This window comes from Falsiruegeria sp. JB4-1, from assembly GCF_055693495.1.
Genome location: NZ_JBVFTZ010000001.1, coordinates 2,064,579 through 2,078,549 on the forward strand (window position 1 = coordinate 2,064,579; position 13,971 = coordinate 2,078,549).

General features: G+C 56.1%; 19 protein-coding genes. 14 read left to right on the plus strand and 5 right to left on the minus strand.

Annotated elements, in window-relative coordinates; genetic code table 11:
* Positions 1-123: 123 nt before the first annotated feature.
* Positions 124-909, minus strand: coding sequence for an enoyl-CoA hydratase (locus ACZ1HE_RS10575; protein ID WP_472620722.1), 786 nt, complete (start codon positions 907-909; stop codon positions 124-126).
* Between the two features lie 61 nt (positions 910-970).
* On the opposite strand from ACZ1HE_RS10575, the gene ACZ1HE_RS10580 reads away from it, so the two are divergent.
* Positions 971-1,447 (plus strand): PaaI family thioesterase, encoded by a 477-nt coding sequence (locus tag ACZ1HE_RS10580; RefSeq protein ID WP_472620723.1) that lies wholly within the window; start codon positions 971-973, stop codon positions 1,445-1,447.
* Between the two features lie 37 nt (positions 1,448-1,484).
* On the opposite strand, the gene ACZ1HE_RS10585 is transcribed toward ACZ1HE_RS10580, so the two are convergent.
* A complete protein-coding gene (locus ACZ1HE_RS10585; RefSeq protein ID WP_209247586.1) occupies positions 1,485-1,712 on the minus strand; it encodes a DUF1127 domain-containing protein in 228 nt (75 codons plus the stop codon).
* A 98-nt stretch (positions 1,713-1,810) separates the two neighbouring features.
* On the opposite strand from ACZ1HE_RS10585, the gene ACZ1HE_RS10590 reads away from it, so the two are divergent.
* On the plus strand, positions 1,811-3,223 hold the full coding sequence (locus tag ACZ1HE_RS10590; RefSeq protein ID WP_472620724.1) for an aminotransferase-like domain-containing protein: 1,413 nt from the start codon (positions 1,811-1,813) through the stop codon (positions 3,221-3,223).
* Here the strand turns inward: ACZ1HE_RS10590 and ACZ1HE_RS10595 are convergent.
* Positions 3,213-3,614: a nuclear transport factor 2 family protein gene (locus ACZ1HE_RS10595; RefSeq protein WP_472620725.1), complete on the minus strand. Its 402-nt coding sequence runs from the start codon at positions 3,612-3,614 to the stop codon at positions 3,213-3,215. The two genes, ACZ1HE_RS10590 and ACZ1HE_RS10595, sit on opposite strands and share 11 nt — an antisense overlap.
* Before the next feature lie 267 nt (positions 3,615-3,881).
* Between ACZ1HE_RS10595 and rplM the strand changes: the two genes are divergently transcribed.
* The 12 genes from rplM to ACZ1HE_RS10655 all read left to right on the plus strand — a co-directional run bounded on the left by rplM (position 3,882) and on the right by ACZ1HE_RS10655 (position 12,695).
* On the plus strand, positions 3,882-4,340 hold the full coding sequence (gene rplM, locus ACZ1HE_RS10600) for a 50S ribosomal protein L13 (RefSeq protein WP_108789425.1): 459 nt from the start codon (positions 3,882-3,884) through the stop codon (positions 4,338-4,340).
* A 6-nt stretch (positions 4,341-4,346) separates the two neighbouring features.
* Entirely contained in the window at positions 4,347-4,832 is a 486-nt protein-coding gene (gene rpsI, locus ACZ1HE_RS10605) for a 30S ribosomal protein S9 (RefSeq protein WP_472620726.1), read from the plus strand.
* Positions 4,833-4,959: 127 nt separating this feature from the next.
* A complete protein-coding gene (locus ACZ1HE_RS10610) occupies positions 4,960-5,343 on the plus strand; it encodes a group I truncated hemoglobin (protein ID WP_472620727.1) in 384 nt (127 codons plus the stop codon).
* Positions 5,340-6,389 (plus strand): adenylate/guanylate cyclase domain-containing protein, encoded by a 1,050-nt coding sequence (locus ACZ1HE_RS10615; protein WP_472620728.1) that lies wholly within the window; start codon positions 5,340-5,342, stop codon positions 6,387-6,389. Before ACZ1HE_RS10610 ends, ACZ1HE_RS10615 begins: the two co-directional genes overlap by 4 nt.
* 103 nt (positions 6,390-6,492) lie before the next feature.
* Positions 6,493-7,272 (plus strand): glucose-1-phosphate cytidylyltransferase, encoded by a 780-nt coding sequence (gene rfbF, locus ACZ1HE_RS10620; RefSeq protein ID WP_472620729.1) that lies wholly within the window; start codon positions 6,493-6,495, stop codon positions 7,270-7,272.
* A complete protein-coding gene (locus ACZ1HE_RS10625; protein WP_472620730.1) occupies positions 7,269-7,832 on the plus strand; it encodes a GDP-mannose 4,6-dehydratase in 564 nt (187 codons plus the stop codon). The genes rfbF and ACZ1HE_RS10625 overlap by 4 nt, the downstream gene beginning before the upstream one ends.
* Positions 7,760-8,308 (plus strand): CDP-glucose 4,6-dehydratase, encoded by a 549-nt coding sequence (locus ACZ1HE_RS10630; RefSeq protein WP_472624439.1) that lies wholly within the window; start codon positions 7,760-7,762, stop codon positions 8,306-8,308. The genes ACZ1HE_RS10625 and ACZ1HE_RS10630 overlap by 73 nt, the downstream gene beginning before the upstream one ends.
* Positions 8,305-8,847: a dTDP-4-dehydrorhamnose 3,5-epimerase family protein gene (locus tag ACZ1HE_RS10635; RefSeq protein WP_472620731.1), complete on the plus strand. Its 543-nt coding sequence runs from the start codon at positions 8,305-8,307 to the stop codon at positions 8,845-8,847. Before ACZ1HE_RS10630 ends, ACZ1HE_RS10635 begins: the two co-directional genes overlap by 4 nt.
* Positions 8,844-10,064, plus strand: a complete 1,221-nt coding sequence (locus tag ACZ1HE_RS10640) for a methyltransferase domain-containing protein (RefSeq protein WP_472620732.1) — start codon at positions 8,844-8,846, stop codon at positions 10,062-10,064. Before ACZ1HE_RS10635 ends, ACZ1HE_RS10640 begins: the two co-directional genes overlap by 4 nt.
* Positions 10,061-10,888 (plus strand): NAD-dependent epimerase/dehydratase family protein, encoded by an 828-nt coding sequence (locus ACZ1HE_RS10645; RefSeq protein ID WP_472620733.1) that lies wholly within the window; start codon positions 10,061-10,063, stop codon positions 10,886-10,888. Before ACZ1HE_RS10640 ends, ACZ1HE_RS10645 begins: the two co-directional genes overlap by 4 nt.
* Positions 10,885-11,928, plus strand: coding sequence for a methyltransferase domain-containing protein (locus tag ACZ1HE_RS10650; RefSeq protein ID WP_472620734.1), 1,044 nt, complete (start codon positions 10,885-10,887; stop codon positions 11,926-11,928). Before ACZ1HE_RS10645 ends, ACZ1HE_RS10650 begins: the two co-directional genes overlap by 4 nt.
* On the plus strand, positions 11,925-12,695 hold the full coding sequence (locus tag ACZ1HE_RS10655) for a cephalosporin hydroxylase family protein (protein ID WP_472620735.1): 771 nt from the start codon (positions 11,925-11,927) through the stop codon (positions 12,693-12,695). Before ACZ1HE_RS10650 ends, ACZ1HE_RS10655 begins: the two co-directional genes overlap by 4 nt.
* On the opposite strand, the gene ACZ1HE_RS10660 is transcribed toward ACZ1HE_RS10655, so the two are convergent.
* Positions 12,690-13,121, minus strand: coding sequence for a hypothetical protein (locus tag ACZ1HE_RS10660; RefSeq protein WP_472620736.1), 432 nt, complete (start codon positions 13,119-13,121; stop codon positions 12,690-12,692). The two genes, ACZ1HE_RS10655 and ACZ1HE_RS10660, sit on opposite strands and share 6 nt — an antisense overlap.
* An 11-nt stretch (positions 13,122-13,132) precedes the next feature.
* On the minus strand, positions 13,133-13,927 hold the full coding sequence (locus ACZ1HE_RS10665; RefSeq protein ID WP_472620737.1) for a glycosyltransferase family 2 protein: 795 nt from the start codon (positions 13,925-13,927) through the stop codon (positions 13,133-13,135).
* Positions 13,928-13,971 lie beyond the last annotated feature (44 nt).

Below are 13,971 nucleotides of genomic sequence, written 5' to 3' on the forward strand. Positions count from 1 at the left end.
CGACCCAAAAATCGCTTAAGTGCCCAGCCGTTACCGGACCCTTGCCCAAGGTTTGCCACAGTGTTGCCCAGATTGAAAGTTCAAATTTGGAAACAATTTTCCGGGTTTTGGGAAACGATCAACTTATTGGGTCCAATCGGGATCTCTTTTCTCGATAAAGGCGGCGATTCCTTCTTCGGTGTCGCGATAGAGCATGTTCTCGACCATGACGTCACCGGTATAGCCATAGGCCTGATCCAGTGGCATCTGCAGTTGCTGATAGAACGCCTGCTTGCCGATCTTGACGGCGGCACCCAACTTGCTGGCTAGGGTTTGGGCCAAGGCTGCGGTCTCATCTGCAAGGCTTTCGGCAGGAACCGCCCGGTTGATCAGGCCCAGCTCTTCTGCACGGGCGGCGTCGATGAATTGTCCGGTGGTTAGCATCTCGAACGCCTGTTTGCGCGCGATGTTGCGCGACAGTGCCACCATGGGTGTAGAGCAGAAGAGGCCGATGTTCACCCCGTTTACGCCAAATCGTGTGCCCTCGGCGGCGATTGCCAGATCACATGTGGCAACCAATTGACAGCCCGCAGCCGTGGCAATGCCATGGACTTGCGCGATCACGGGTTGTGGCAGTTGCTGGACCGTCATCATCATCTTGGCGCAGCGATCAAAGAGATCCTTGAAATAGGCCTTGCCGCCATCTTCGGCCTGACGCCCGGCAGTCATTTGTTTCAGGTCGTGGCCTGCACAGAATGCCTTGCCGGACCCCGACAGGATCACGGCGCGGATGGATCGATCATCTTTCAGCCGGTCGAACTCTTCCTGCAACGCCGCCAACATCTCGTCGCTGAGCGCATTCAGTCGCTCGGGCGCGTTCATGTGCAAATGCGCCACTGCGCCTGTGTCGCTACGTTCCAGAATTGCCATCTTGCTCTCCACCCAAATCTGGGCGCAACTCTAGGGACAACTGGGGAAGAGGGAAAGCAGCATGTCACTGGCACTGAATATCGACGAACTGATGGAGTATATGGCCAGTGTGTTTCCGCAGGTTTCAGATGATTTCGCTGTCGAAGAGTTGAGCGAGGATCGTCTCATCATGCGCCTGAAGGTGGCGAACCGGCATCTTCGGCCCGGTGGCACCGTTTCGGGGCCGTCGATGTTTGCCTTGGCTGATTGCGGCGTTTACGCAATGGTTCTGGCGCGGGTCGGGCGGCAGGGGTTGGCCGTAACGACCAGTTGTTCGATGGACTTTATGCGCAAGCCCGAGGGCGGCGTCGACATGCTGGCCGAGGTACGCCTGTTGAAACTGGGCAAGCTGCTGGCTGTTGGTGATGTTTTGATGCGCTCAGACGGGTCGGGCAAGATCGTAGCGCGGGCAACGATGACCTATTCGATACCGCCTGTCGGCTCAGCGGCAGCTAAGGCCGAGCTAACAAAAAAGGCCGGAGCAAGCTCCGGCCAGTGAAGAGGTCCCAAATGAAAAATGGGACGGGGATAACTTCTTAGATCTGCCAGAACCGGCGTTTGACCTCACGCGTGCGCTGTTTTGGGGTCAGGCCCACATCAGCCAGCAAATGATCGTCCAGATAACTCAGATTGACGCGGGTTCGGCGCCGTTGTTCCCATGTCGTGACCGTGGCTGCAAAGCGGACGGCCAAATCCGCGATCAGCGGCAGCCGGGGGCTCGCGTTCAGCAGGGTCAGGGCGGGGCTATGCATCAGACGTGTCATGACAGGTTCCTTTCCAAATTGTATTGACACAATGGTACGCTACTTGGTACATTGACTTGATACATTTTGGATTGTGTCAAATCAAAGGAAGAATTGTAATGGGTACAATTTGGCCGAGCGCACTGCCTGATGTCAAAGGTCCGAAATATAAGATGGTGGCGGACACGATCCGAAAAGCTATCGAAAACAACGATCTGGAGGTTGGTGCGAAACTCCCGCCCGTGCGTGAACTGGCCTATACATTGTCCATTACGCCCGGCACCGTGGCGCGGGCCTATACCATCCTGACGGACGAAGGGTTGCTTGAAGCAGGGGTCGGACGGGGTACATTTGTCGCTGATCCAAAGACCCAAGAGATCGAGTTTGCTCCGATCGAAGTCGATGTCATCGCCCACAACAGCGACGCAAAGGACGGGTATGCGGTCAATATGTTCTCGCCGCATTTGCCTGCTGTTGGACAATCACATCTGATCCGGCAACTGATGATGCAGATCGCCCAGGACCCTCCCTCGGGTCTGATGCATTATCCCAGCCGGGCAGGGGCGTTGCCTGCGCGACAGGCCGCGCTCAAATGGTTGGCGCAAGCCCCGTTGGGGCGTGTCAGCGAAAAAGAGATCGTGCTGACCAATGGCGGGCAAAACGCGATTTCGATGATCCTGCAAGCCGTGTTGCGGGGGCGTCGCCCCGTGGTTCTGGTTGAAGAGCTGTCTTATCCAGGGTTCCGTCGTGCCGCCGAACTGCTAAGGGCCGAGGTTGTTCCGGTGCCCATGGACGAACACGGCGTCATCCCTGAGGCCCTGGATGCTTTGGCCCGGCAGCATGAGGCGCAGATTTTTTGCACATCACCTGAAGTGCACAACCCGACCACTGTTTTCACACCGCTGGATCGGCGGGAGGCAGTGGTGGCCATTTCGCGAAAGCGGGGATTTCTCCTGCTCGAAGACGACTGTTATCGGCACATGCTGACTCAAGCACCGGGTTACCGGATGCTGGCGCCCGATCGAACTTGGTTTGTGACATCCATTTCCAAATCTATCACACCGGCGCTGCGCATTGGTATTGCTGTCGCTCCCGAGGGGCAGGTGGCCGACCTGCGCCGTGCCGTTGAACATGGTTTCTTTGGCCTGGCCACGCCGCTCTTGGATCTGAGCGCCGCGTTGTTGGGTCATCCACAATTGCCGCAGATGCTGGACGCGCTGCAGCAGGTGACGGGCGACTACATCAAGGCAGCGGTGAACATCCTGGGATCATACTCGCTCAGCTGGCGCCACCCGGTACCGTTTCTTTGGCTGACTCTGCCATCAGGCTGGCGCGCCGCGGCCTTTTGTCAAGCGGCTGAGGCGCAGGGCATACAGATCCGCTCGGCCGAAGAATACGCCTGCCGCACCTCGCGCACGCCCCATGCGGTGCGGTTAGCGGTGAACGCGGGCGTCAGTCTGCAAACCTATGAGGCCGCGCTGATGCGCCTGCGCATCTTGCTGGACAACCCGCCGGAGCGTCTTAGCGTTTGAACCAACCCAACAGACCCTTTTTGCCGCCAATCGGTTCAGGGTCACCAAAGAACCCGACCAACTGCTTAATGCGGCCGTCGGCGTCCAGTGTGCCAAAATCGTGGCCTTTGAGCAGGGGAATGCCGCCGACGGCTTTCATGGCCCAGGTGAAATGAACCATCTCATGATGCTGGACCGCGGCACTGGTCACCACGATCTGCGACCCCTTGGCCTGCGCGTGAAAGGCATCCATGTAACCGGCCAACCCTTCGCGCCCGGAGACATCACCGTTGGGATCGACATAGCGCCCATCGTCGGCCCATGCGGTTTCGAGGTGTTTCATTCGCTTGGCCGGGTCCTTTTCCAGCCAAGCCGCCCCATATGCCCCGATAACCGTATCTAGTGATGCCATGTCGTCTGTTCCCCGTCTTGTGTTGCCGGTAGAGTGGCACAGGCCGGAGGTTTTGATCCACAGTTAATTGTCACATCAGACGAAAAACGGGTTTTGGGTTCGATTTTATGGGGTAAAATAATACCTATTTTGTAATGCTTTGATTTTGCAAAATAAAATAAGATTTACGGTCCTTGACGCGAACACATCAGGCACATAGAACCCGTCCATCGAATTCGGAGAGGCCCGGCTGGGTCACTCTTTCACACCAAACAGGACTATCCTGCCATGAAAACCTTTTCTGCAACACCTGCAGACATCGACAAGAAGTGGATCCTGATCGACGCCGAGGGCGTTGTTCTGGGCCGTCTTGCTTCGATCGTCGCCATGCGTCTGCGTGGCAAGCACAAAGCGTCGTTCACCCCGAACATGGACATGGGCGACAATGTCATCGTGATCAACGCTGACAAGATCCAGATGACCGGCAAGAAGCGCGAAGAAAACTTCTACTGGCACACTGGTCACCCGGGCGGCATCAAGTCGCGCACCAAGCAGCAGATCCTCGAGGGTGCACACCCCGAGCGCGTCGTGACCCAAGCGGTCAAGCGCATGCTGCCGGGCAACCGTCTGGCCCGCACCCAGATGACCAACCTGCGCGTCTATGCTGGTGCCGAGCACCCGCACGAAGCCCAGTCGCCCGAAGTTCTGGATGTTGCATCCATGAACAAGAAAAATACCCGGAGCTAATGACCGATGGCTGATCAGATCAATACTCTCGAAGAGCTGAGCGCCGTTGCAGGCGTTGAAACCGTGGCCGAAGAAATCGTCCTGCGCGAACCCGTGCGTGACGAACTGGGCCGCTCATATGCCACCGGCAAGCGTAAAGACGCTGTTGCACGCGTGTGGATCAAGCCGGGTTCCGGCAAGGTCACCGTGAACGGCAAGGACCAGGACATCTACTTCGCACGTCCCGTTCTGCAGCTGATCCTGCGCCAGCCCATGCAAGTTGCCGGTGTCGAAGGCGAGTTTGACGTTGTTGCAACCGTCAAAGGCGGTGGCCTGACCGGTCAGGCCGGTGCGGTCAAGCACGGCATCTCAAAAGCGCTGCAGCTTTATGATCCCTCCCTGCGTGGCGCACTGAAGGCCGCTGGCTTCCTGACCCGCGACAGCCGCGTTGTGGAACGTAAGAAATACGGTAAGCGCAAAGCGCGTCGTTCGTTCCAGTTCTCCAAGCGTTAAGCTCTGGAATTTTCGAACAGATTGGGGCCACGCAAGCGCGTGGCCCTTTTTCGTTTCAGTGCCCAGTTGGGTCTCAATTTGATTTGAGGGCCCGTTCGGCCTAATGTGCATGCATATTGCATGAATATTGGCGGAATTTGTTATGGGCACAACGGTGTACGAGAAGTACGGCGGTTTCAAAACCATCAGCCGCATCGTCATGAGCTTTTACGAGATGGCGCTCGATTCAGATGAGATCGGCGACTACTTCGCGGAGGTGGACATGCCGCGCCTGATGGATCATCAGACCAAGTTCATTTCCTCTTTGGTGGGGGGGCCGGTGTCTTTTTCCGATGACCGGCTGCGGGCAGTTCATGCACAGCTGAATATCTCGCACTCGGATTTTGACGAGATGGGGCGGCTGTTGTCCGAGGCGCTCAGCGATCACGGCATGAAGCCTGCGGATGTGGATTTTGTGTTGCACGAGATCGAAAGCAAACGCGCGATCATTGTCACGGCAGATGCCGGATGACCATTGCTGCCATCAATGAAAAACTGTTGCGGTCCATCGGGGTCGGCGTGGCCATCCTGGATGGTGACAGTCACGAGATCATTTTTGCCAACAAGCCGTTCTGCGATTGGTTTGGGACACCGGATCAAAGAACCAGGATGAGCGAACTGGTCGAGGAGCTCTCGCCCGAGGACCTTGGTGAAGACGAAGCCGAAGGTCGTGTTTTTACCGGAGAGGTCGAACTCAAGCGGAAACGCAGGACATTGGTCATTGCGGTATCTATCTCGGCCACGCGATCGGGGGATCAGCGTCTTCTTGTGGTGGAATGTCAGAACATCACCCGCATCCGCGAACTGGAATCGATGATCGACAGCTATTCTACCATGGTCGAGCGGAACACGCGCGAGTTGGAGCGCGAAAAGGAGCGGGTGGAAAAGCTGCTGCTGAATCTGATGCCGCGTTCCGTCTATGAGGAATTCAAGACCTTTGGCGTGGTCACGCCGCAGTTGTTCAGCCAAGTCTCGGTGGTGATGCTGGATTTCGTGGACTTCACTGAATTTGCCACCAAGACCGACCCCACGGTGACGCTGGCCGAGTTGAACGATATTTTTACTGCCTTTGACCGAATAGTTGAACAATACGGGTGCGAACGGATCAAAACGATCGGCGACGCGTATTTGGCGGTGAGTGGAATGCCGGACCCTGCGCCAGAACATGCTTCGGCAGTCGCGCATTGCGCGGTTCGTTTCCTTAGATACCTTGAGCGTCGGAATGAGAGCCACCAACATACTTGGCGTGCCAGGATTGGTCTGGGGACAGGGGCGGCCGTTGGATCGGTGGTCGGTATTCAAAAGTATGTCTATGACGTCTTTGGTCCGGCAGTAAATATGGCCTCGCGTCTTCAGATCATGGCCGATCCCATGTGTATCGTTGCACCGGAAGAAATGAAATTCGACCTGATCGACGAGTTCCAGATCGGCGAATTCGGTGTGCATTCAATCAAGGGGTTGGGTGACATGGAACTGATTACGGTAGAGGCCAACCTCAGGCCCGCTCATATCCGATAGGGGCTTTTTGCCACTTTCCACACGAATGCTTGTCGCGCGGCTGTGTTCCGTGTAACGCCTTGATACAAGACGTTTGAAGATCGCAGGCAGCGGGAGAGACACTTTGAAGGCAGTCATTCTTGCCGGGGGACTTGGCACACGTATCAGCGAAGAATCCCACCTACGCCCAAAGCCGATGATCGAGATCGGTGGCCGTCCCATCCTGTGGCATATCATGAAGCTCTATGGGCACCATGGGATCAATGAGTTCGTGATTTGCTGCGGTTACAAAGGGTATATGATCAAGGAGTATTTTGCGAATTACTTCTTACATATGTCGGATGTGACCATCGATCTGTCCGACAATTCGATGGAGGTCCACAACCAGACGGCCGAACCATGGAAGATTACGCTGATCGACACGGGCGAGCTGACGCAAACAGGTGGCCGGATCAAGCGGGTGGCGCCCTACCTGGATGGCACGTTCTGTTTGACCTATGGCGATGGTGTTTCCAACGTTGATATTACCGCGCTGGTCGAATTTCACCGCACGCAAGGGACTGAGGCGACGGTCACGGCAATTCAACCGGCCGGACGGTTTGGAGCGCTTGGGATCGAGGGGGAACGGGTAACTTCGTTTCAAGAAAAGCCGCAGGGCGATAACCGCTGGATAAACGGTGGTTTCATGGTTTGTGAACCGAAAGTCATCGATCGTCTGGCTGGGGACGACACGATCTTTGAAAAGGATCCGCTAGAAGGGTTGGCTGAAGATCGTCAGCTAAGCCTCTGGAAACACTCCGGTTTCTGGATGGCAATGGATACCTTGCGCGACAAGAACCAGCTCGAAGATCTCTGGTCTTCGGATCAGGCACCCTGGAAAGTGTGGGAGCCGCTGCGCTCATGAGTTTTTGGGCTGGAAAACGGGTCTTGGTGACAGGTCACACCGGTTTCAAGGGATCTTGGTTGTCGCTTTGGCTGCATGATCTTGGGGCTCAGGTCTTTGGTTTGGCATTGGAACCTGACACGACACCCGCGCTCTTTGAACAGCTTGCGCTGGCCGACAAGGTCGATCATCGGATCGGAGATATCCGCAACGCGCAAACGGTTCGCGAACGTGTGGCCGAAGCACGCCCGGACGTGGTATTTCACTTGGCTGCGCAGCCATTGGTGCTGGCGTCTTATGATGATCCGGTGGCCAATTGGAACAGCAACGTCATGGGGACGGTGCATGTACTGGACGCCCTCAGACAACTGGAGCATCCTTGTGCAGCTGTGATGATCACGACGGACAAGGTTTATGAAAACCGCGAGTGGTTGCACCCTTATCGCGAGGGTGATCGCTTGGGGGGCATGATCCGTATTCTGCATCTAAATCTGCCTGCGAGATTGCGATCGCCAGCTATCGCAAGTCGTTCTTTGCGGATCACCCTGTTCGTGTCGTGTCGGCGCGCGCGGGGAATGTGATCGGCGGCGGCGATTGGGCAGAAAATCGCATCTTGCCGGACATCGTTCGCGCCCTGTCTGCGGGTAAGGCTATCCCAGTGCGCAACCCGCACGCGCGTCGCCCGTGGCAACATGTGCTGGAGCCGCTGGCTGGCTATCTGAGGCTGGCGGAACAGATGAGCAACGGTCATCAAGTTGCCGAGGCCTATAATTTCGGACCTGAAACCCATGACGTCAAAGCGGTTGGGGATCTGGTGCACGGCGCTTTGGCGCAGTGGCCGGGTGAATGGTTGGATCAATCGGATCCGAATGCTCGCCACGAGGCTTCGTTGTTGAGCCTTGGGATTGAACAGGCTCGGGTCGATCTGGAGTATGCGCCGCGATGGGACTTTGCCAGAGGTTTGGACAAATCGGTAGAATGGTATCGCGCGGTGCATGAAGGCGCCGACGCGCTTGCTGTGACGCGCGGCCAGATTGCAGAATTTGGTGCGCCATGAAATTCGAACCACTACCCCTGAAAGGCGCCTTCGAGGTTCACTTGGATCGCCGAGAAGATGACCGCGGTTTTTTTGCGCGGATGTATTGCGATGATGAGTTTGCGGCGCACGATCTGAACACCACCTGGGTGCAGATGAACGTGTCGCTCAGCCGAGAGGCCGGAACGCTTCGAGGTATGCACTTTCAGCGCGAGTCCGCAGCAGAGGTCAAGCTGGTGCGCTGTTTGCGTGGGCAAGCTTTTGATGTCATCGTTGATCTACGCAACGGGTCTGCAACTTATGGTCAGCATTGCCGTGTGCTTTTGGATCAGGATGCGTTGAATGCGATCTATGTTCCCAAGGGCTTCGCTCATGGATTTCAAACCCTGACGGACAATACGGAATTGCAATATGCCCATTCAACAGCCTACGCACCGGGGTATGAAGGCGGGGTAAACCCGCTTGATCCCGGTTTGGGCATTGACTGGCCTCGTCCTGTGACGGTCCTTTCTGATCGTGACCAAAATCTACCATCACTGGGGGAGTGCGCCGCGCTATGACCCAAACTTGCCGACATTGTAACACCCCGCTGACGTTGGAGTTCCTGGACTTGGGCCATGCGCCGCCGTCGAATGCCTATGTCTCGCCCGCAGGGCTGTCGCAACCCGAGCTGACTTTTCCTTTGCGGATCAAGGCCTGTCCAAATTGCCGTTTGGTTCAGACCGAGGATTTTGCCGAGGCCGATCAGTTGTTCACTCATGACTATGCCTATTTTTCGTCCACGTCGCGTAGCTGGTTGGACCATGCCGAACGTTATGTTGAGATGATCACCAAGCGGCTGGGCTTGACGGCAGACAGCCATGTGATCGAGGTGGCCTCGAATGACGGGTACCTGCTCAAGAACTTTGTGGCGGCTGGAATTCCGTGTTTGGGTGTGGAGCCAACAGAAAGCACGGCCAAGGCAGCCGAAGCTCTGGGTGTGCCTGTTCTACAAGCGTTCTTTGGTGAAGAGATGGCGCATGATCTGCCCAAGGCCGATTTAGTTCTGGGCAACAATGTCTACGCTCATGTACCTGATATCAATGATTTTACACGCGGTCTGCGTGAAGTCCTGAAACCTCAAGGTGTGATCACTCTGGAGTTTCCACACCTGATGCGTCTGGTCGAGTTCAACCAGTTCGACACGGTGTATCATGAGCATTTTTCGTATCTGTCTTTGCTGGCAGTCGAGAGCATCATGCAGGCAGCCGGATGTCGCGTCTTCGATGTCGAAGAGCTGCCAACCCACGGCGGCAGCCTGCGCATCTATGCCTGTCGTGCCGAAGCGGACCACGCAGAAACTCCGGCCGTTGGCGCATTGCGCGCAGAAGAAGCGGCGCGCGGAATGGGCACAGACGCTTACTACACTGCGTTTCAGGCGAAGGCTGAGATGGTCAAGAACGATTTCCTGCGTTTCCTGTTGCAGGCCAAGTCCGATGGAAAATCTGTCGCTGCTTATGGCGCTGCCGCCAAAGGCAATACATTGATGAACTTCGGTGGGGTAAAGCCCGATTTGGTTCCATTTGTTTGTGATGCCGCGCCATCGAAGCAGGGCATGCTGATGCCAGGAAGCCATGTTCCGATCCTTTCCCCCAGTGTGTTGACGGATCGTCGTCCGGATTACTTGGTGATTTTTCCCTGGAACATCGGGCCTGAGATCATGGCCCAGAACAAGGCGCTGGCGGATGCTGGAACCAAATTCGTAACTGCCGTTCCCGAACTCAAGGTGATGGGATGAAACGCGTTTTGCTGACCGGCGCCACTGGCTTTGTCGGACAGGCAGTCATGCGTGCGCTGACAGCGCGCGGTGTCAAACCCATCTGCGTGGTGCGACAAGGCCGAGAGGTGAGCGGCGCGAGCAAAACTGTTGAAGTTGAAGATGTTTTTGCGCGGTCTTCTGATTGGTGGGCACAGACCTGTCAGGACATCGATTTGGTTTTGCATGTGGCATGGTATGCCGAACCGGGCAAATACCTGACCTCGGACAAGAATCTGGATTGCCTTGCCGGAACCTTGGCCCTGGCCAAAGGCGCGGCACAGGCGGGCGTGCGTCGATTTGTGGGTGTCGGCACATGTTTTGAATACGATCTGACGGTCGGGAAGTTGTGCCCGAACACGGCCTTGGACCCGTTGACGCCCTACGCTGCAGCAAAGGCAGCTGCATTTTTGGCGTTGAACCAACTTGCACCTCAAATGGGGATGGAGTTTCTCTGGGCTCGATTGTTTTACCTGTACGGGAAGGGCGAAGATCCACGACGGTTGGTACCCTATCTGCACCAGCAGATGCAGGCCGGTGAGCAGGCTGATTTGACCAGTGGGACACAGCTGCGCGATTTCATGGACGTGGACGATGCAGCGTCTCTTTTGCTCGACGATGCGTTCAGTGACCGAACCGGGGCTAGCAACATTGCCAGCGGGCAGGGGATCACTGTTCGCGCTCTGGCGGAACGGATCGCCGACCAGTATGATCGACGTGATCTTTTGAATTTCGGCGCGCGCCCCGACAATCTGACCGATCCACCGGTTGTGATTGGCCTGCGCCCACCCGAGGACCCGGCATGACCCAACGAATACTTTATGAGGCAGCTGACTTCCCGATCTTTCAAAACCGCATGTACGACACCGTCGAAGCCGCGCAGGCCTGTCCTCGCGGTCAAATTCGCATTGTCGAGGATCTGAAAACGGGTCTTGTTTACAACGCCGCGTTCGATCCGGATCTGATGGTTTATGATGCCGCCTACCAGAATGAACAGGCCAACTCGGCCCCGTTCAAGACGCATCTTGATTGGGCTGCTGATCTGATCCGATCCGAGATGGGCAACCGGCTGATCGAAGTGGGGTGTGGCAAGGGCACATTCCTGGACATGCTGGCAGATCGCGGAGCCGACATCACCGGTTTTGATCCCACCTACGAAGGCGATGACACGCGCATCGAAAAGGTCTATTTCGGCCCCGAAGTTGGCATGAATGGCGACGGGCTGGTATTGCGTCATGTGCTTGAGCACATTCAGGACCCTGTCGATTTTCTGATGCAACTGGCCGAGGCCAATGGCGGGCAGGGGCTGATCTATATCGAGGTGCCATGCCTTGACTGGATCGGTGAAAACCGGGCCTGGTTCGATTTCTTCTACGAACACGTCAACTACTTCCGGCTCAGCGACTTTCACAAGATCTTTGGCCGCGTCGTGGCCTCGGGCAATTGCTTTGGCGGTCAGTACCTCTACGTGATCGGCGACCTTGCCAGCCTGCGTCGCCCTTCTTACGACCCGGACGCACCTGTGCGCTTTCCGGCTGATTTCACCGACAGCCTCAAGGCTGCCAACACCACGGACCAGGATGTTGTCTGGGGCGGAGCATCCAAGGGGTTGATCTATTCCATGTTGCGGGCCCGGGCGGGACGTCCCGTTGCAGGCATCATCGACATCAACCCGGCGAAACAGGGTAAGCACCTGGCCGGGACCGGGCTTCGGGTCAGCGCGCCGGATGAGCTGTTGCCGCAGCTCTCTGGGGATACCCGAATTCTGGTCATGAACCCGAACTATACCGAGGAAATCAAATCCATGTCTGACAATGCTTTTACATACGTTGAGGTGGGCGCATGAGCGACTTCAAATCCGATATCCCGAAACGCGTTGTCGAAATGCGTGAGAACGAAGCGCTGACCAAACCCGGTCTCGATTTTCTGCGCGCCTCGGCTCTCGCTGAATATTCTTACAATTATCACTGGATGGATCGTCCGATTATCCAGTACCCGCAAGACATTGTCGCGATGCAGGAATTGATCTGGGAGATCAAGCCTGACCTGATCGTTGAAATGGGAATTGCTCATGGTGGGTCACTGATCTTTTCCGCCTCGATGTTGGCACTGATGGATATGGAAGAGGCGATACAAGAGGGCAAGACACTGGATCCCGCTATATCAAAGCGCAAGGTTCTGGGTGTTGATGTCGACATTCGCGCCCATAACCGGGCTGCGATTGATGCGCACTCGATGCGTTCCCGCATCGAGATGATTGAAGGGTCGTCGATCGACCCTGAAATCATTTCTCGTGTTCAGGACTTTGCCAAGGATTACAATCGTGTTCTGGTTTGCCTGGACAGCAATCACACCCACGATCACGTCCGAGCCGAGCTCGAGGCTTACGCGCCGCTGACGTCAGTTGGCAGTTATTGTGTGGTCTTCGATACGCTGATCGAGGATATGGCCGAAGACACCTATCCCAATCGGCCATGGGGCAAGGGCGACAATCCCAAGACCGCGGTTTGGGATTACCTCAAGACCCATCCCGAGTTTGAAATTGATAAGGACATTCCCGACAAGCTGCAGATCACCGTCGCGCACGACGGGTTCCTCAAGCGTGTGTCATAACTGTCGTTTGAACTCTTTGGAACGGCGCTTGGCTTTGCTCCAGGCGCCGTTTTTCGTCTCCTGGCCATCAAGAATTGCGCCGTAGTCACTGCCCAATACTGCATCCATTACGCAGGCCGCCGAATGCACAGTGTTAGCATTTTCAATTTCTGCTGACAGGCGAAAGGACTGCATCTGTGATTGTACACGGGCCCATCGTTCCACCAATGTGCGTTTCGATCTTACCGGCATGACGCGCGCGGCCTGTAGCTCTGCCTGTGTATCGGTGCGTTCTGCATGGTCGGTCAGAATCTTGTCGATCCGATCCGCCTCGGCCGGTTTGGCACGTGCCGCATTGAGGGCATAGTTGTACCAGCGTGCATAATCCGGGGAGGGGGTGTCAAACCCACCGCGTGCCCGCAAAGTCTCCAGGGTCGAAAAGAACACCAATTGGATCGTCAGGGCATGATCGATGATGTCGTCATAAGGATCGGCCTTGTTTTCAGCGACAAAGCTCTTGCCGATTTTGTCGCCTTCGCTTCCCTCTTTTGGATTGGAGTGTGCCCCCCGGTCGAGGCGGGGCTGTATCCGTTGATTGTAAATGGATGGCGCAGGTGCAGAAAGCGTCCGCCAGTGTAGATACTGCGATACTGAAAATTCACGTCCGGAATTGTGCTGTCGAACAACACCCCGTCAGAGGGCCTGTGGGCCTCAAAATATGCACGAGACACGCAGCCATGATAGGTGTTCGGCGTTGGATTCAACTGCGCGATTTCGCAGCGCATTAGGTTATCCAGGTAATTCTTGGGATCATAGTGCTGCGGTGTGCCAAAGCAGTCTTCTCGGTAGAACCTGATACCGCCGGTCTTGTCCCCGAACCCCTCAATCGGCCAGCCGTATGTGGCCTTGAACCAACTCACCCCATCGGGGCGGTGTTCCAGTAGAAGTCGCCGCAGAAACGGGAATTGCCCAGGCAGGATCGCGTCGTCGTCACCAAAAACAATGACGTACTCGCCGGTACTGGCCAAAACGGACCGGTTGAAGTTTTCGCGCATCGAAACGCGTACACTTGAAGGCAAGTATATCAAACGTTGGTCGTCAAACCCGGCGACGACCTGATCGGTGCCATCGCCGGAGGCATTATCAGCAACAATCAGTTCGATGTCGGGGTCGTCAACATCCAGAACCGTTCGGATGGATGAGCCAAGATAACTTGCCCGTTCCCGAGAGGGAATGATGATGCTGATTTTCATGTTGTTGCCCGCCGCCGCTTGCCTGCGTGGCTTTTAATCGTGTT